15 protein-coding genes and 2 pseudogenes are annotated in these 17,879 nt (G+C 41.1%); 12 read left to right on the top strand and 5 right to left on the bottom strand.

All coding sequences use genetic code 11. From position 1 onward, the window contains the following. The first annotated feature begins 41 nt into the window (after positions 1-41). From RS130_RS06655 to RS130_RS06625, 7 genes and pseudogenes are all read left to right on the top strand, one after another. Complete coding sequence (locus RS130_RS06655) at positions 42-1,757, top strand: LamG-like jellyroll fold domain-containing protein (RefSeq protein WP_316025307.1); 1,716 nt, start codon at positions 42-44, stop codon at positions 1,755-1,757. A 95-nt stretch (positions 1,758-1,852) separates the two neighbouring features. Then, positions 1,853-4,759, top strand: a complete 2,907-nt coding sequence (locus RS130_RS06650) for a M16 family metallopeptidase (protein ID WP_316025306.1) — start codon at positions 1,853-1,855, stop codon at positions 4,757-4,759. A gap of 294 nt (positions 4,760-5,053) precedes the next feature. Then, the gene (locus RS130_RS06645; protein ID WP_316024692.1) at positions 5,054-6,064 is read left to right on the top strand and encodes an IS110 family RNA-guided transposase; all 1,011 of its coding nucleotides are present in this window, start codon (positions 5,054-5,056) and stop codon (positions 6,062-6,064) included. Between the two features lie 396 nt (positions 6,065-6,460). Beyond that, positions 6,461-6,661: an AbrB/MazE/SpoVT family DNA-binding domain-containing protein gene (locus RS130_RS06640; RefSeq protein ID WP_316025305.1), complete on the top strand. Its 201-nt coding sequence runs from the start codon at positions 6,461-6,463 to the stop codon at positions 6,659-6,661. Positions 6,662-6,760: 99 nt separating this feature from the next. Next, the gene (locus RS130_RS06635) at positions 6,761-7,042 is read left to right on the top strand and encodes a type II toxin-antitoxin system TacA family antitoxin (protein ID WP_316025304.1); all 282 of its coding nucleotides are present in this window, start codon (positions 6,761-6,763) and stop codon (positions 7,040-7,042) included. Then, positions 7,032-7,559: a GNAT family N-acetyltransferase gene (locus RS130_RS06630; RefSeq protein ID WP_316025303.1), complete on the top strand. Its 528-nt coding sequence runs from the start codon at positions 7,032-7,034 to the stop codon at positions 7,557-7,559. The genes RS130_RS06635 and RS130_RS06630 overlap by 11 nt, the downstream gene beginning before the upstream one ends. A gap of 162 nt (positions 7,560-7,721) precedes the next feature. Then, a pseudogene (locus RS130_RS06625) lies at positions 7,722-7,850 on the top strand (Type I secretion system protein TolC); the annotation flags it as partial. Positions 7,851-7,898: 48 nt separating this feature from the next. Here the strand turns inward: RS130_RS06625 and RS130_RS06620 are convergent. Genes RS130_RS06620 through RS130_RS06610 form a run of 3 tightly spaced genes read right to left on the bottom strand, consistent with a single transcriptional unit; the run spans position 7,899 to position 13,096 of the window. Next, complete coding sequence (locus RS130_RS06620; RefSeq protein WP_316025302.1) at positions 7,899-8,360, bottom strand: hypothetical protein; 462 nt, start codon at positions 8,358-8,360, stop codon at positions 7,899-7,901. Between the two features lie 46 nt (positions 8,361-8,406). Next, positions 8,407-11,784 (bottom strand): RHS repeat domain-containing protein, encoded by a 3,378-nt coding sequence (locus RS130_RS06615; RefSeq protein WP_316025301.1) that lies wholly within the window; start codon positions 11,782-11,784, stop codon positions 8,407-8,409. Then, the gene (locus tag RS130_RS06610) at positions 11,774-13,096 is read right to left on the bottom strand and encodes a hypothetical protein (RefSeq protein WP_316025300.1); all 1,323 of its coding nucleotides are present in this window, start codon (positions 13,094-13,096) and stop codon (positions 11,774-11,776) included. Before RS130_RS06610 ends, RS130_RS06615 begins: the two co-directional genes overlap by 11 nt. 464 nt (positions 13,097-13,560) lie before the next feature. On the opposite strand from RS130_RS06610, the pseudogene RS130_RS06605 reads away from it, so the two are divergent. From RS130_RS06605 to RS130_RS06595, 3 genes and pseudogenes are all read left to right on the top strand, one after another. Continuing rightward, positions 13,561-14,444: pseudogene (locus tag RS130_RS06605) on the top strand (IS982 family transposase). Between the two features lie 33 nt (positions 14,445-14,477). Then, positions 14,478-15,122, top strand: coding sequence for an IS110 family RNA-guided transposase (locus RS130_RS06600; protein WP_316025299.1), 645 nt, complete (start codon positions 14,478-14,480; stop codon positions 15,120-15,122). Further along, positions 15,109-15,501, top strand: coding sequence for a transposase (locus RS130_RS06595; RefSeq protein WP_316025298.1), 393 nt, complete (start codon positions 15,109-15,111; stop codon positions 15,499-15,501). The genes RS130_RS06600 and RS130_RS06595 overlap by 14 nt, the downstream gene beginning before the upstream one ends. A gap of 224 nt (positions 15,502-15,725) precedes the next feature. Here RS130_RS06595 and RS130_RS06590 read toward each other — a convergent pair whose 3' ends face one another. After that, complete coding sequence (locus RS130_RS06590; protein WP_316025297.1) at positions 15,726-16,070, bottom strand: hypothetical protein; 345 nt, start codon at positions 16,068-16,070, stop codon at positions 15,726-15,728. A gap of 77 nt (positions 16,071-16,147) precedes the next feature. Further along, positions 16,148-16,762, bottom strand: a complete 615-nt coding sequence (locus RS130_RS06585; RefSeq protein ID WP_316025296.1) for a LysE family translocator — start codon at positions 16,760-16,762, stop codon at positions 16,148-16,150. Between the two features lie 176 nt (positions 16,763-16,938). Between RS130_RS06585 and RS130_RS06580 the strand changes: the two genes are divergently transcribed. Next, the gene (locus RS130_RS06580; RefSeq protein WP_316025295.1) at positions 16,939-17,208 is read left to right on the top strand and encodes a type II toxin-antitoxin system RelB/DinJ family antitoxin; all 270 of its coding nucleotides are present in this window, start codon (positions 16,939-16,941) and stop codon (positions 17,206-17,208) included. Beyond that, on the top strand, positions 17,209-17,481 hold the full coding sequence (locus RS130_RS06575; protein WP_316025294.1) for a type II toxin-antitoxin system RelE/ParE family toxin: 273 nt from the start codon (positions 17,209-17,211) through the stop codon (positions 17,479-17,481). It abuts the gene before it with no gap. Positions 17,482-17,879: the final 398 nt, after the last annotated feature.

Raw genomic sequence — 17,879 nt, 5'->3', positions numbered from 1 at the left:
TCGCAAAAAACTGAAAACATGCATGGACTATAGGTTGGATTATGATCAGCAATATTGAAACCCATAAACGTTTTTCCGATCTTCTAGGCTTGTTAATCGAAGAGAAAGCCAGCCCTGAGCAAATCAGTGAACTACTTGAATTAGCTAAACAAAATGACGAATTCAAGCACATTCTGCGTAATCAATTGGAAATGGACAATTTAATTAGCCAGGCCCTTTGCAGCACCAATCAGGCAGAGAATTTTGTTGAAAAAGTATTAGCCGAGTCAGCCAACTCTCACGCCAATACTGAGTTTGAAAAAAGGGTAATGGAAGCACTGCCTAAAGATCCCAAAATTAGTACCGGCAAAAGTAGTGGCACTGTGGCGTGGATTATTTCGGGTTTGAGTATTGCTGCATGCATGATTATTTCGGTACTGTCTTTCACCCAGCCTTCACATCATCAAACTGGCACTGAGTTGTCGCTCGCCAGTCGAGCAGAAATACAAGACAAAGGGGTCGCCATAGTTGCTAATGCAGTGGGCTTAGATAACCCCGACCACTTTGTAATTGGTAAGTCTGTTGCCCCTGGAAAACTGCAGATTGATGATGGCTTTTTAGAACTTGAATTTTATCATGGTGCACAGTTAAAAATCGCCGGCCCAGCCGAGCTCGAAATAGTCAGCGCCAAACGCGTCAAATTATTTAAAGGCAAGGTGATGACAGATGTGCCAACAGTTGCCATAGGTTTCACCATAGACACACCAAATTCTGAAGTGGTTGATTTAGGTACGGCGATAGGCGTACAAGTCGACGCCAATGGAGATTCTCAAGTTCATGTATTTGAAGGACTAGTTGAAGCGATCAGTAAGGCTGGAGTGAAAAAACTCATCGAAAAAGGCGATGCCGTCTCGTTCTTTTCCGAAGACGCTAAACAATGGCAAGACGACCAAGCCACCGCCAGTCAATTCAATGAGTTTTCTGAAATAGCCGATTTAACTTATTTGGCAACGAGTCAAAAACAACAAGATTGGTTAGCGGTAAAAGAAGAGTTATTGCAGGATCCCGCCCTAGTCGCGTATTACGATTTTGAAAAAGCTGACAACAAGCCACGTCTACTTAAAAATAGAGCCGCGAACAATCATGGTACCCATGGCGCAATAGTAGGCGCTAAATGGGGTAAAGGCCCGTGGAATGGTAAAGGCGCTTTGGAATTTAAGCGCCCGGGTGACAGGGTACGTATTGATATAACTGACAAGTTTAAAAGCTTTACGCTAGCCAGTTGGGTGAAAATAGACAGCTTAGACCGCGCATACAATTCGTTATTACTTACAGATGGCTATAAACCCGGTGATATCCACTGGCAAATTGGTAATTTTCATCATAATCAGATAGGGACCATTATATTGGGTCTTTCTTCTACTGAGCTAGGAGCAAAGGATTATAAAGTTGAGCCGTTTTTCTCGACTGCCGAATCTGGTACTTGGTATCACTTAGCCACGACAGTTGACCAAGACAGCGAACAAGTGAAAATATTTGTCAACGGCAGTCTGTTTAAAACTGCACCACTGACCAAAAAATCTGAGTATTGGCATATTGGCAAGGCGTCCATTGCCAATTGGGACAATATGAATTTAGGCTCGCCGATTAGAAATCTAAACGGCAGCATGGCGGAACTGGTGATTTTATCAAGGGCTTTAGGTGACGATGAAATCAATAGAATCGCACTGAACGATGCGCCACATAAAAACCTCAGTGCAAATATTTACTCTGAATAACATTTTAGGTTTTTGTTAAGCGATAACTTGTTACCATGGAAGGTATGCATGACTGAAGCATAGGTTATGCCTAAAATAAGGACTATTTACCTAAAATGATACAAAAAACATCGCCAAAAACGTTACTTCAACGTTTAACTCCCGTTCTTGCTTTACTCCTATTTTCTATCACCTTTGGTGCGTGCCAATCTAATGATCTTACAAGCAAACCTCAAACAGCTAACACCTCAGGATCCGCTAACGCATTTAGTGGCAAGCTGCCGATCACATCACGCATAGTAAAAGGTCAACTAGACAACGGTATTGGCTATATCATTCAAAAAAATACCAAACCGGCTAAACGAGCTGAAATTCGTTTAGTGGTAAATATTGGCTCACTGGCTGAAGATGAAAGCCAGTTAGGCTTTGCTCATTTTACAGAACACATGGCCTTTAATGGCACCGAAGACTTTAAAAAACAACAAATTGTCGAGTATGTTGAGTCCATAGGCATGAAGTTTGGAGCACACTTAAATGCTCACACGAGCTTTGACGAAACCGTATATAAATTGCAAATTCCTACCGACAACCAAGATACGATAGAAACAGGTTTTCATATTCTTGAGAACTGGGCTCATAAGATTAGTTTTGAGCCAGAAGAGATAGACAAAGAACGTGGCGTAGTGATAGAAGAGCTACGCAGTCGTAAGGGCGCTAACGAGCGAATATTCAATAAACAGCTCCCAGTATTGTTCAAAGGCTCGCGATATGCAGAACGGCTCCCTATCGGCAAACAACACATTCTTGAGCAAGGTAAACATCAAGATCTAATACGCTTTTATAAAGATTGGTACCGCCCTGATTTAATGTCTGTAGTAGTGGTGGGCGATCTTGAACCTGCGAATGCCCTGCAGTTAATTAACAAATATTTTGCCAAAATTGAACCCACCAAAACGCAAAATACCAAGCAAGATTACGCTCTACCAGAAAACGCAGAGCCACTAATCAGTATTGAAACGGATCCAGAATTAACACGCACAACAGCTTCATTAACCTTTAAGCAAGATTTACTTGAGATCAAGGCATATGCAGACCTCAAACAAAAAATTGCTCACTCATTATTTACCGGCATGTTAAATAACAGAATTCGAGAGGCGGTACTCAAACCCGAGTCACCGATCGTCGCAGGAGGGAGTGATTTTTCTGCTTTGTTCGCCAATAATTCTGCATTCAATTTAAGGGCACTGGTTAAACCGAATCAATCCAAAGCGGCAATCAAATTTTTGTTGAGCGAATATAATAGGATCTTGCAACATGGATTCACCGCTACCGAATTAGCGCGTCAAAAAGCCAGTATTTTACGCGCAGCCGAGAAAGGCGCGATAGAAATTGATAAAACGCCGTCTAGTCGTTTGGCGTCGCAATACGTCAGTTACTTCACCAAAAACACCGCGTTATTAGACAGTGAGCAATATAATACTGCTTACCAGCATTTTATACCTCGCATTACTTTGCAAGACGTTAACCAATTGGCAAGCCAGTGGTGGCACCAAGAAAACCGCTTAGTGTCAATTTCTGCGCCCGAAAAAACCGCTGCAAGCTTGCCCACAACACAACAACTTCTGACCCTTTGGCAGCAAAGTACGCAACGCATTCTGCAGCCATACCAGGACGAAGAAGTTGCTAATTCATTAATGCCTTTAGCCCCTAAACCTGGCTCAGTAGTGAGTAAAAAATATGATGAAAGTTTAGATGCACACCTATGGACACTAAGTAATGGTGCCCGTGTTATTTTGAAAAAAACTGATTTTAAGGAAGACGAAATTTTATTTTCGGCTAGTAGTGAAGGCGGAAATTCGCTACAAGCTACTGATGAATACCTAACGACTCTGTTATCCACTCAAATAGTCAACGCTATGGGCATCGGTCAAATGAACGCCGTGCAACTAGGTAAGTTCATGAAGGGCAAGCAATTTGGTATGGGTGCCAGTATCGGCCAATACCAGCAATCATTAACAGGCAGTAGTTCAGTTGCAGATTTAGCCGACTTCATGCAGTTATTGCATTTGAAATTTACTCCGCCTAGAGTTGATCAAGAAGCTTTCGATACCCTAATAGCTAGGTATTTACCTTACTATAAAAACCGATTAGATACGCCTAACGGTGTATTTTCAGAAGCCATAAGAGTTGCTCAATACAGCAATAACCCACGTTCAGTAAAAATGGACGACACCATTATTAGCAGGCAACGGCTCACACCTTCAATTGAGTTCTATCAGCAACGATTTGCTAATGCAGGCAACTTCAATTATGCCTTTGTGGGTAATATTGACTTACAACAAATGGAGCAGCTATTAAGCACCTATGTGGCTAGCTTGCCAAATAACACCACAGCCGAAACGTGGCAGAAACTAGCCGACTTAAGAACCAAAGGACAGCTAAAAGTCAAGGTCAAAAAAGGCGTAGAACCCAAAGCAACAGTGGTGCTTAATTATTATGGCAACAGTGAATGGAGCTTTAGTCAAAGCGCTGAGTTCAATAGTTTACGTTCGATATTAAGTACTGTTCTACGAGAGCGTATTCGGGAAGAGAAGTCTGGCGTATACGGAGTGAGAGTCAATGGCGGATTTTCCCGTTACGATAACTCACATAGCATCAGTATTTCTTTCACTTGCGATCCCAACCGAGTTGACGAATTAATTAAAGAGACTCAACGGGTCATTGGCGAATTTAAGACTACGCAACAAGACACTAAGTACCTAACAAACATGAAACAACAACAGGCTAAGAGTACTGAAACACAGATCAAACAAAATGCTTTCTGGCGAGGATATTTATTGGCTAGCCTGTCAGAAACGGAAGAGTTTCAGACCATTGAACAGAAAATGGCGTTGGTCAATAACATGACTGAGCAGAAACTACAAAATGCCGCCCAACACTTTCTAAATGAACAAGATACGTTAATAGCAATTCTTACCCCTGAAGATAAAGCATCGACTAAAGGTAAAGGCACTAACGAATAGCAGCGAACAAATAGCAAAAGTACGATTCATTTTTGCTATACCAACCCACCTTAATATGTAAACGATCTAAGATACATATTAGGGTGCTTTGGTGTTGTAGTATGATTACCAAGGGAAACTGACGTTAAAATTCGTCACAAATGATATGTTGAAGCGAACGTGCCCCCGCAGGTTTCATTCGAATAATTTAACTTTGCTCTGACCCCGATAGTTCTGAAAATCCTCAAGTCAGCCTCCGAGTCCATGTTCAGCTATGCTGAAAGGTGCTCAAACCATCACAAACGGGAGGCTGTTATGTCATTTTACTCGGGCATTGACTTACATTCAAACAATCACGTCGTGGTTGTCATCGACGAAGAGGATAACAAGGTTGTGGATAAGCGTATCGACAACAATTTAAACATCACACTTGAACTGCTCGCACCTTACAAAGAGCAGATAAAAGCGGTGGCCATTGAATCTACCTTTAACTGGTATTGGTTAGTGGATGGCCTGATGGAGCATGGTTATCAAGTGGAGCTGGTGAACACTGCAGCGGTTAAACAATACGACGGTTTAAAATACAGTGGCGACCATCAGGATGCCTTTCACCTTGCGCATTTGATGCGATTAGGGATATTGCCTACCGGTCATATTTACCCGCCTGAATACCGACAAGTACGGGACTTATTGCGACGTAGGCGACAATTGGTGAAACATGCATCCAGCCATATGATAAGCATTCAAAATCAAATCTGGCGCTCGTTAGGGTATCGGGTCAACTGTGTCGACATTCGTAAAAAGACCTTCACACTGCCTTTCGAATCAGGCAGTTTTTTATATCATTCAGCTCATACCAATCTCACCATCCTTAAGGCATTAGATAAACAGATTGCCATCATAGAACAACAAACACTGGAAGCGGTGGAGCTTAAAGATGAATTCAAACTGCTGACCAGCGTAACCGGTATTGGTCCGATTTTAGGTTTAACTATCATGTTAGAAACAGGTGACATCAACCGATTTGAAGCCGCTGGTAATTACGCGTCTTATTGTCGTTGTGTCAACAGTGTGCGTGAAAGTAACGGCAAGAAGAAAGGCACAGGTAACCGTAAAGCAGGCAATAAATACCTGTCATGGGCCTTTTCCGAGGCTGCCCATTTTCTAGTACGGTTTGATGCCAAAGCCAAACGTTTTTACGAGCGTAAAAAACAAAAGCGCAATGGTATTGTTGCCATTAGAGCTGTCGCCCATAAAATCGCCAGAGCGGTATTTCACATGTTAAAGAATAAACAGGCCTTCGATATCGAACGTGTCTTTAGTTAGTTTCCCGGTGTCATTCAGCCAGCAATCGGGGTTGGATATTAAACCAGTGTTATTCTGAATGGAGGGTGATACCGGACTTTATTTTGTTCGCCCGCATGTTAAGCCAAGTTGGGTCTGGAAGGCGAAAGCCTAACCACCACCTCTGTGCGTTTACCGCATTGGATAACATGGGGAACTGAAGTTTTGTGGCGCACCGAGGTGCGTGGGAAATTGGCCTTTACAGGCCAAGGACTAGAGCCAGATGGGTGACTGTTGCGGATAAATTATCCAGCACAACCAATAGAAAAACATATTAGCGAATAAAAACCGGAACACGCTGTAAGGAAACACAAACTTAAATGTTTGCTAAAAAGCAATCCGACTTTTATCGCACTGTTGACAACGGCTGACTTATGGGTGACCCCGATAGTTTTGAGTGAGCCAAGCCAATCCGATTGGACTAGCTTTTTCGAGAGTAAAAAAGCATCCGATGATTTTATGACAGAGCGCATTGAAATCATCGCTCAAAAAGGCACTGCTTCTGGGATATTGAAAAATATCAAAGCCAATAAAGCTATTACTGACGAGGACTCTTTAGGGAATGTTATTGATTACTAGTGAATTTTTTATATTATTTATACGGCTACGGTACGTGTCATTGATGTTTATGAAGTCTATGTTATACTGTACGTATGTTAAACGTATTAGGATTTTAATATGGTAGCCTTAGCATTGAAAAAAGATGCGCGGTTGGATTTAAAAACAACTGCTCAAAATAAAGAATTGCTCGCTCAGGCAGCAATGTTACGTGGTGTAGATATGACTACGTTTATTATGATGCCTGCTTTAAAAGCAGCCAGAGAAGTTGTTGAGTTGAATGAAAAAGTGCAACTTGATAGACAAGAGCAACATGCATTATTTGCAGCATTATCTAAACCCTCTAAACCTACTGATGGTCTGAAGGAATTACTATCAGCAGGGACATTTAGTGAGCGATGATCAATTTGTAATAGAAAAATTTGAACCAACATCGTCATATTTTCAACAGAAAAAATTCGATTGTGGCAATAGGGTTATTAGTAAGTTTGTTCATTCCTCTTTAAAAAAGCAGGTAAACCAGAATTTCTCACAAGCCTATGTATTGCTTGATACACACGAGAATGATCGGTTTTCTGCTTTTTACACCTTAACGTCATTTAAACTTCAAGCTGATGAATTAGAAAAATTATCTAAAGGTAGCTTACCCAGAGATATTCCTTGTGTCCGTTTGGTCATGCTAGGCGTTGACTTGTCACTTCAAGGGAAAGGTATTGGAAAGAAAATGATGTCCGATGCTTTGTATCGTGTTCATAGGGCGTCGAAAGAAATAGGGATATATGGCTTATATCTAGATGCCGATCCTAAAGCTACAAACTTCTATTTGAGTTTAGGATTCACGCGCTTAGATAGTGGCGGAAGTGATGATATTGCCAAAATGTTTTTAAGTATTGAATTGATAAATCAGCTGCTAGATTAAATAAAATTCAAAGTTAAGCTTCTAAATTAACAATGGACTGTAAACCGTACTTATTTATAGCAGGCACTGAAAAAATAAAGCAGACACCCACTTTTAAAAAGTAGCAAAACGGCTGTTTTGTACTAAGCTTTAAGGTATTCAAACAGCCAAGGATGGTCAGTTATGCCTCAGTCTCGTAAAAGCCAAATCAGTTTAGTCGACACCCCTTATTATCATTGTGTTTCACGCTGTGTTCGCCGCTCATTTTTGTGTGGTGAAGATGCTTTCACAGGAAAAAGTTACGAGCATCAAAATAAGATGACTGTCTAATTAGGCTCGGGTTCATTTCAAAGAGCATTGCTACTTTTCATCCAACCCAAGATAATCTCTAAACCGCTCAATTACATACGTTTTAAATGAACCTTCAGGTATAGCCTCTCCGTACTCTTGAGAATCAATTATATTCCTAATTATTTGTCCTAATTCAGGTACATAATGGCAACGATTTTCTACCAGTATAGATTTTGCTAACATCACAAACTTTGATGATTTAATTAGAGAACCATTTTCGCTTAAATTCTGATTTAACCTACAGATTAATTTAGTAGCACTTGCTTCTCGCAAAAATTGAGCATCACTTTCTTCCAAGCTATATTCTTCAGCACTACAGTCTATGAAAATATCAGGTGAAAAATTCCCGTCTTCGAAACTCAAGTCATCAAAAAAATATTGATAATCTAATAGTGTCTTGTACATAAACAATGCATCTTTAATCGCTTCCATTGCACTTTGATATCTCTCGAATCTGATTTCTTCATTCATAATAAGTTGTATACCTAAAGTTAAGAGTCCCCATGAAACTTCCTTATTATTGTCTCAGGGTGCCTGTAGGAGTTCCATGTATTTTTCCTTTCCCATCCCGCACTACTTTAACTGCTTTTTGTCCGAAGCTTTTATCCCCTTTAGTACCTACTCTTCTTCCAAAATCAAGGATTTTGACATTTGGGTTACCTTTCACAATCTCGCCTCGATTCCACGCCTCAATTGTTAATGAGTCAGCCTCTTCTGGATTATCCCATGTTGAAGGTAAATCTTCAGGGGACTCAGCTTGCTTAGATCTATTTTTATGATTAGGTGTACCTTCAATATGTTCGTTTTGTTTTTGCCTCTTTATTTCTGGGTCACCACCATCTTCGCTACCACTATCATCTGATTCTTCTGAATCCTTAAACATATTTGGAATTTTAGGGAGAGAACACCCACAATCTTTCTTTTCTGGCGGTGAAAATGGGTCATCAACACTCATGCCAAATGGATCAATATATCTATAAGGATTATTGTTCGCATATGCATACCGATTAAACGAATGGACATCCCTTACACCAACAGGATCATTCGAATAAAAACGCCCAATCACTGGATCATAGTAACGTGCCTGCATATAGCTTAACCCTAAATCGGTATCAAATTTATGCCCCGTGTAACCAACATCATCTTTAGGTGTTTCTATACTTTCACCAAAAGGCTGATAGTGCATACGGTCGGTGACCGTTCCTGCTGAATTGGATTCAGCAGCTGTGCTGCCTAGGTAATCACTGTGTAAATAGGTGACGGTACTGGCTTTTTTATTGGCGACTAACTTACCACCCAGATAGTAATAATCAATATGTTGATTATTGGCTTTACGATACATGAGTTTGCCATTACTGGCATAAAAGGAGTAACTGAGTCCGTTAGAGCCGTGCTCTTTAACCCGCTTATTATTACCATCGTAAGTGTATAGGTAGCCATCACTTTGCACCATTTGGTTGGCAGTGTTGTAAGCAAAGGTACGTGTACCGTTATCGGTGACATTGCCTTTGTCATCGTAAGTAAAGCTATAGCTTTTACTACCTGTGATGTAGTCCAACTGCTTGTTGCTGTTGTAGTAATAATGGATGGTTTGGTTACCCAGCTTGTAATAGGTAATATTGCCTAGGGTGTCGTAATTCACATCTCCAGTGCCTAAGTAGCTATCCGTAATGTTGTTGAGTCTATCGAGACCATCAAAGGTCAGTCTCAAATCATAAGCATTATTCACTTTGTCATCTAAAAAAGTGACATTGTTATTCGCATCATAAGTAAAGCCATGATTAAGGGCATACGTACTGCTGCGCTTATCGTAGAAGGTATTCGGTAGGCCTGATGTTTTTTGCGTAGACGTATGAGCAAAACCATTGCCGTAACTGTGAGATTTAACCATGCCGTTGGCATGATACAAGGCATTAGTGGCGTAACTACCTACTTGTTTAGCTTGGCCAAGTGCATTGGGTGCATAACCAATGTTTGTACCACTGGGGTAGATTGTATTGGTTAGATTACCTGTGCTGTTGTATATGTAATCTAATACAAAACTTTCACCGTCTAGAGAAAGGGTCTCTTTTTCTATCATGTTTTCAGAATTGTATTCATAAGCAGTGACCACATTGCCAGCGGTCAGCATGGCTAGGCGACTGTTCTTATCATACACATAGGTTTGGTCAGGACTGCTATCGCCGAAACTAATGGCTTTTACATTACCTAAATTATCATAAGCGAATGTGGCTTTGTCGGTGGCGCTGACACTAGTATCACAAGCTGTGTTTGACGTACTGACCGAATTACCCGTAGCCTGCCAAGACAGTTGACCTAAGGCATCATACTGATACGCAGTACGTCCAACATCGTTGCGATTGACTTTACATAGTTGTTGATAACTATCGTAAGCCCGATACTCTGTTTGCCCCCCTTGTGTTACCGACGTAATGTTGCCGTAAATGTTGTAATTGATGGCTGTAGTAACACTCTCGGGTGAAGCAATATAAGTGGCCATGCTTTGTGCTGGCGCACCATAAGCCAAGTAGGTGGTTGTAGTAATATTGTTTTTATTGTCGCTAATTTGTACGCGATTATTTGACAAATAACGGTAATTAATCATGCCTGAGGTGGTGTTATTGTCTGCTGTTTTAGGCCGACCTAAGCCGTCATAGGTTGTGTTAACACCGTATGGTCTTGCGCTACTTGCACTGACTAGACTTTGATACTTAGGTCGGCTAAATGCATCGTAAGTATATCGGCTAAATCGCGCTGTTGATGATAGACTTTTATCCCATTCTTTGCTCATCACTGGGCGTAGCAAACCGTCGTAATAGGTTATTTTTTGATAATTGCCTTTGGTGACAGTTTGCTTGGTCATTCCTGATGACACACCTGTGAGGCCCTCACTGCTTGATGTGGTGGCGTAACTAATAGTTGTGCTCAACCAATAATTATCGCACGGGTCAACCAAGGTCAAACGGCCTAGACTGTCGTACCCATAATTGACACATTTATTTAAAAAATCCCTTTGTTCGATTACCCAGCCATTATTATCTACCACTTTATACGTATATTGACTAGCCGTACTGAGACTTTGCGGAGTGCGAATAGTTTGCGCAATACCTCTTTTGTAGTTTGAATAGTACTTCCAGCGGTTTGTCCCGTTGTAGGTGACTTTATTAGGTAAACCTTTTGAACTGCCACTTGTGTGATAACTGGTATTGCGCTTATACCAACGCCCAAATGAACGTTGCTCATAGGGCAAAGACTTATAACTACCTGTCGCACTGTGGTAAATCGTCTCGGTGGTTGGACTAGATGAAAAAGTAGACGTGGCGCTAACATATGTTTTTTGAGGCAAACCTATTAACCAGTTTATTGTATCGTTTAAATAGGTTTGTTTAGTGTAACGAGTTTTACCGTTAAAGTTGTTAGATTCAGCTGCAATGGCTGAATAACCATAAATATCAAAGCCGCTGTATATGGTGGTGTAAGTTTGCACACCACTGTCGTATACATAACGCTTACTTTGAGTTTCATTGATACGGTAATGTAAGGGTTGATGATTGTCATTTTTCATACCAGTTAGCCCAATACGCTGACCTTTAGTTAAAGTCATTTCTGTTCTGACCATTAGTCTGCTATCGGTATCATACTTATCGATGGCTACAAGGCTTCCTTCTTTGAAACTGGTGTAGTCTCTATTGTAGAAATACACTGTTTTACTGTTATCAGGTGCAATCACAGTTGTCGTTTTATTGTGCTTAGTGTTTGCTGTTGAAGGAATACTGCGATAGATGTTGTTTTTATCGATCGCAGAATAAGAAAGGTCAGTAGAAGCTTGATTGCCAGAATCCCACGCCCCATGGTTACTTGAGTAGCTATATTGCCACACGTAATTACTTATCATCAGGGCCACTAAGCTCTTTGCTTCTTATAGACAGCGAGCTATCGCAGCGCGTCATATCTTTTTTACCCTTAATAGTGGCGATTTGACGAGGTACATTAGAACGCCCATGTAATGTATCTCTAATATTGAATGTACCAACTAGTCCGTTAGGGTGTGTTATCGATACGTTAAAGCTTCTCCCTGCTGATCCAGGTGTACACGAACCATGTAAGTTACGGGGTTGAACAGTTCCTAACATGCCCATAGAAAACTGCCAAGATTTTCCATCTGGACGGGTAATACTGGTCAATGAAGAGCCAGAATAGTGATAATGCCATTGTCGGCCGTTTATGATTGCTGATGTGACATACTTTGGATGAGCGCTGTTTTGATAAGTAAAATCAATTCGTCGCCCGTCACTAGACAAAATGTAACTCAAATTGTCACCACTATAATGATAATTCACTGTATTATTGAATCTATCCCTGATTTCAGTGACCATCATGTAAGTGTTAAATCGAATCAATGGTCCCACCGGGCGAGCTTCGATTCGTTTTAACTTACTAAAAGTGTAGGTTAACCCATCAGGTGAGTGCGCTACAAAACTCTCTCCTATGCGTCGACCATTTTCAATTCGATCTATACAACTTATTTTCCAGTTTGATTTTGTTACCTTAGGGTATTGCCCTGCTGGCGCAATCAAACCGTCTCCACTATTGCGTAAAAGTTTATCATTCGTTTTTCCAGGAACATGTAACGTATCGCCGGTCCAATATTGTTCTGGTTCATAGGTCACACCTTGCAGACTTATTAGTCCATAATTACCATTACCTGAACATTCTTTCCCATCTCCCCATAAACCCGACCATCCTCCAGAACTCAAAGCTTGTACGGTATGAATATGTGGAATGTCTAACTGCCAGTCCCCCATAGATAAATCGGAGGCCCATGTGAATCTTGAGCCCTTAAAACTACGCCTGACGGCCATATCAATAGCATTATTGCAAGGTAAGCTCGCATCTAAATAACTAAAACTCAAAGAGCCTGAATTTAAATCAATGGTTTCGCCAAATAAATCGGTTGTGTCGGCTGTAATAGAATCAGTAGTTAGTCGTTTGTTTAGTTCTTCAGCGCCTAATTCGGTGGAATAGCTTGACGGGTTACCGCCACCGCCACCAGTATCATCGTCGTCGCCAATATGAATTGCATCAGTATTGGGCGGTGCTACCTCTGGCTTGGATTCAATCAATTTGCGGGTTGTACCTTGTTCGACTGCTAATTCTTCAATGGAGCTTTCACTCGTCTCTATTCGGCTTTGAGCAGTAGTTTTCACTCGTCTCTATTCGGCTTTGAGCAGTAGTATCAAATGCCATTAACGCTAGAGTGAAAATAATGGGGGTTATGTTATTGGTAAGACAACGTCTTTTCTGAAGTTTCATTTGATTACGTCCTTGTAAATATATTTTGAATAATTTAACTCCTGAAGGTTTCGAAATAAGCAGACTTTACAATACTTTAACTAGACACCCATCGTAAATTTCAGTGCAAATGTAACCATTCAAACTGCAAGTTATTGAGTTTTGTTTTTGAGGAGTTTGAATTGTTATGGGTGTCTTAATTGGAATTATGGGTGATGAGATGGACGCTCCAAAGTAGCAACGGCGTCAAAATGGCGCCAAACTGAATGTGTAAACAACAGTTAATTAACCCGAACTCGGTTTAAAAAATTGAACTAAATGCCTGTTCCAAGATCGGATCTTTCGACTAAAAACGATTCGATTTAAACAAGGAACAGGCATGAAGAATTTAGTTGAGTTGTACTGTGATGTCGATGATTTTTGCAAATTGTTTATTCCACAATGGCAAACACAGTTGTTAGAAGACGGTAGCAGAAAAAGGCGTCGAGAGGAACGTATGTCTATCAGTGAAATCATGACGGTGGTCATTCGTTTTCACATGAGTCATCACCGTGACTTCAAAAATTATTACACCGGTTATGTGTCTGTGTTTTACAAAAAAGCGTTCCCTGATTTACTCAGCTACACACGATTTTTAGAGGTCATGCCACGAGTCATTGTCCCGATGTGCGCTTATTTCACTTCTTTGAAGGGAAGCCTACAGGCATCGAATTTATTGACTCTACTAGCTTAAAGGTTTGTCATAATATCCGTATTCCTCGTCATAAAACCTTTGATGGTATCGCACAAAGAGGGAAAGGAACGATGGGCTGGTTTTATGGTTTCAAATTACATTTGGTCGTGAACTATAAAGGTGAAATTGTGGCGGCAAAGGTCACCGCTGGTAATGTTCATGATACTCAACCTGTTGAAGAGCTTGCCAAAGGATTAACAGATAAGCTTTATGGTGATAAAGGATATTTGAGTAAAAAGTTAGAGGCCAACTTGTCTGAGCAAGGCGTGAAATTAATCACGACTGTTCGCAAAAATATGAAGGCAAAAGCGATATCTATGTGGGACAGAGTGATGCTATCAAAACGCTTCATTATTGAAACGATAAATGACCAATTAAAGAACATTTCATTCATCGAACACTCAAGACATCGCAGTGTAAATGGCTTTACCCTCAATTTAATGGCTGGATTGGTGGCTTATTGCCTAAAAGAAAACAAGCCATCCCTTAATTTAACTGACGTTGAAAGGAACTCGATGACTGTTGCTTAAGCCGATCTGGGGTTAATTACTAAGGAGTGTCCTGTGAATAATCTTAATACCATTTCCATCGATTTAGCAAAGAATGTCTTTCAAGTAGGTGTGTTTTCACCCCAGCATAAAATGCAAAGTAATCAACAGCTCTCTCGTCAGAAACTGGCACCTTTTATGGCTAAGCAAGAAAAAGCCATTGTGGTTATGGAAGCCTGCTATTCAAGCCACCATTGGGCGCGGCTGTTTGATGGGATGGGGCATATCGTGCGTTTAATTCCTGCCCAACACGTTAAACCTTTTGTGCGAGGGAATAAGAATGACCGTAATGATAGCATCGCGATTGCGGAAGCCTCTTGGCGCCCTAACATTAAATTTGTGCCGCTTAAATCTGTGGAGCAACAAGACATTCAAGCACTGCATCGTATTCGTGATAAGTTGATTGCCAGACGAACCAGTATTATTAATCAAATACGAGGGCTACTTAGCGAGTATGGCGTGATTATCCCTCAAGGCTTAAAAAGCTTTACACTGCATATTACCGCCCTTATTGACCCAAAAGATGAACGTATTAGCCTACGAATGAAACACCAGCTAAGAGACACCAAGGAAGAATACAACCAACTCAGTAAGCGCTGCCAGTCTATTGAAAACGAGATAAAGCAATATGTTCAACAAAACCCCTATGCCAACGATTAATGACGCTACTACAGGTGTAGGCGTGCTTAATGCCACCGCATTATATGCAGCAATTGGCAATGGGAGTCAGTTTGCAACCCCTCGAGCATTGTCGGTATGGTTAGGTGTCACTCCTAAGCAATATGCCAGTGGGGAAAAGTCTTTTTATGGCGGTATTACCAAACGCGGTAATCAATATTTACGCAAACAACTCATACATGGTGCGCGCAGTGTGATGTATCGCACAAAAAACCGAGATGACAAATTGTCCGTATGGGTAAAACAACTAGTTGAACGACGTGGCAAGAACAAAGCGGCGGTAGCACTGGCCAATCGTCTAGCCCGATTAGCTTGGATATTATTACAGCGAAATGAAAACTATCAGCCGGTAGCTAGCTAAATATCAAGCCTAATATGATAAAACGATATAGATAAAATACACAATCAAAGTCGACGAAAAATGATGTAAAAGCGGGTTTCCCGCACTTAGCAACAGTCTGTACGAGACTAGGTTTTTAAAACCGAGTGGGTGTTTGAGACAGTTAAGTGCGGATCTCATTAGGGCCAGAGAGTACACCAATAACCTCACTCTCATAATAGGCCGGATATATGTCAGTACGACCCTTAATTATTTATCGTCAGAGTTGATGTGCTAATAAAAATAAAGAAATAAACATCTTCAAATTGAAGATGGAGGCAAATATTGCCTTGACCATAGCGGAGCGTCCATATATGTCTTAAATGGAGCGCTCTAGATACTTCTTCAATCATTTCAGCTGGCCAATCGGAAAGATATGCCGCTCTAACATCTGCATCTAAAACTCTAAGGAGATTATTAACTTTATCCCCTTCTGAGTATTTACAGAGGTGACAAAAAACTTCAACTGATAAGTTTTCATTTTCAAGGGTTACAGACGCTGTTTCATCCCCGTAAAACTCAACATTCTTCACCGTTAGTTGATTCATCATGTGCGCCTAACGCCTTGGCTTTGCGGCGTACCGGAACGCCAGCGACGGTGCCTCCGACAACAGCCATTTGTTAGCTTCTACACGGCTGGACGCTTGGCTAGCAGCGCCCACACGCCGGCTGATGAAAGTAGAGCTCCAACAGCAAAATTGAACCTACGCTGCGCTTTGCTCGAGACAAGTAGCCTACGAGCAGACGATGCGAAAACTGTATAAAGCGTGGCATTAATCGTCGCCAAAACTACAAAAGTGACTGCAAGTAACCACATTTGGAGTACCCCGTTTTCGCTAGGTGTAATGAATTGCGGTAAAAAGGCCATGAAGAAAACAATCCCCTTTGGATTGAGCGCAGTTACTAGATACGTGTTGGTGAACAACTTCAAGTGCGAGGCATCAGACATGGGTTTCGCCATTTCAGAGGGTGAGAAGCCTGCCCTAAACAACTTGATACCAAGATAGAGCAGGTACAAACCACCTGCTACTTTTGCAGCTGTGAACCAAAAAGCAGATACAGCAAGCAACGCCCCCAAACCCACGAGTGAAGCAAACAGTGCAGTGGAGTCACCAAGTGCGACGGCCGCTACCAGAGGAACATTGGCTCGACGACCATGGGTAACTGAATAGCTGATGACGGCCAGAATCGTCGGGCCAGGATCACCAACAGAACGGCCGATGCAACGACAAACGCAAGCCATGATTCAATCACCATGAGTTTTTCTCCAAAAAGCTAACACCCAAATAAAAGCCTTAAAACATTTGGCTATACTAGCGAACGAAGTGAGGCGAGCCAAATGTTTTTAGTCCTTGTTGATTTGCTTGTTAGATGCTATTTGCTATCATTGTACTACTATGTATAACAAAGGTGACCACAATGAAGACAGAAATGTTGAGCACGCGCATTGATCATGATACCAAGTTAGCTTTTACACATGTTTGTGACGAGGTTGGTTTAAGCCCCTCGCAGGCAATAAAATTATTTGCTAAAGCTGTAATTAATTATGGTGGTATACCATTTGAATTGCGCTCGAAAACTCCTAACCATAAAACACTCGAAGCTATTCAAGAGCTTGAAAGTGGAAGTGGTAAAGTCGTCAATGACGTAAACCAACTATTTAAAGAGTTGGGAGCCAATAAAATCTAAATGTATGAATTAGAATACTCGACTCAGTTCAAGAAGGACTTTAAGAAAATAGTCAAGCTAGCAATACCTGATGTGATTGAAGTTGGTCACGTTATTACGACTTTGCAACAAGGTATAACGTTACCAGAAAAACACGTCGATCATGCGCTGGCTGGAAATTGGTCAAACTACCGTGATTGTCACGTAAAACCAGACTTAGTTTTAATTTACAAAATTGAAAATGACACTCTTAAACTGGCTAGAATTGGCACCCATAGTGAGCTATTTCGCTAGCACCTAACGAGTCTGTAGAAAAAGTCGATTGTGACAGACAATTTCCTTACCTTTCTCTAATTTTTATAATTAATGAACTTTGCCTTGGATGATTTGATTTTGCAAAGTTTTTTACTCTACACTTCGATTTTCTAGATATTCGCTCTTGTCCAACCGAAGTCACGCTATTACCAAGCTTAAGTGGCGTTATTTGGAGTGGTTACTTGACCCACTACGCCGCTAGCTGTCCATAATTATTGAGTTTCTCCAGATTGGACATTCTTATCGAGACACCCATAAAAATGAATCTCATAAAACGCTTATCAGGACACCCATGTTAATTCTAAATCGACAATGCAACTCAATCTTGAACTAACCCGTTCTGCGGGTTCTGCGCTTGCCGTCAAAGCTCGTCATCC

This window comes from Paraglaciecola aquimarina, from assembly GCF_032464635.1.
In the GTDB taxonomy this organism is placed as follows: domain Bacteria; phylum Pseudomonadota; class Gammaproteobacteria; order Enterobacterales; family Alteromonadaceae; genus Paraglaciecola; species Paraglaciecola aquimarina.
This window is presented reverse-complemented; position numbering and strand designations above follow the sequence as displayed.

Bases quoted from the DNA above. Each gene is read 5' to 3' on its own strand.
- RS130_RS06655 (WP_316025307.1), top strand. From the start codon at position 42: ATGATCAGCAATATTGAAACCCATAAACGTTTTTCCGATCTTCTAGGC.
- RS130_RS06650 (WP_316025306.1), top strand. From the start codon at position 1,853: ATGATACAAAAAACATCGCCAAAAACGTTACTTCAACGTTTAACTCCC.
- RS130_RS06645 (WP_316024692.1), top strand. From the start codon at position 5,054: ATGTCATTTTACTCGGGCATTGACTTACATTCAAACAATCACGTCGTG.
- RS130_RS06635 (WP_316025304.1), top strand. From the start codon at position 6,761: ATGGTAGCCTTAGCATTGAAAAAAGATGCGCGGTTGGATTTAAAAACA.
- RS130_RS06620 (WP_316025302.1), bottom strand. From the start codon at position 8,360: ATGAATGAAGAAATCAGATTCGAGAGATATCAAAGTGCAATGGAAGCG.
- RS130_RS06615 (WP_316025301.1), bottom strand. From the start codon at position 11,784: ATGATAAGTAATTACGTGTGGCAATATAGCTACTCAAGTAACCATGGG.
- RS130_RS06595 (WP_316025298.1), top strand. From the start codon at position 15,109: ATGCCAACGATTAATGACGCTACTACAGGTGTAGGCGTGCTTAATGCC.
- RS130_RS06590 (WP_316025297.1), bottom strand. From the start codon at position 16,070: ATGATGAATCAACTAACGGTGAAGAATGTTGAGTTTTACGGGGATGAA.
- RS130_RS06585 (WP_316025296.1), bottom strand. From the start codon at position 16,762: ATGGCTTGCGTTTGTCGTTGCATCGGCCGTTCTGTTGGTGATCCTGGC.
- RS130_RS06580 (WP_316025295.1), top strand. From the start codon at position 16,939: ATGAAGACAGAAATGTTGAGCACGCGCATTGATCATGATACCAAGTTA.
- RS130_RS06575 (WP_316025294.1), top strand. From the start codon at position 17,209: ATGTATGAATTAGAATACTCGACTCAGTTCAAGAAGGACTTTAAGAAA.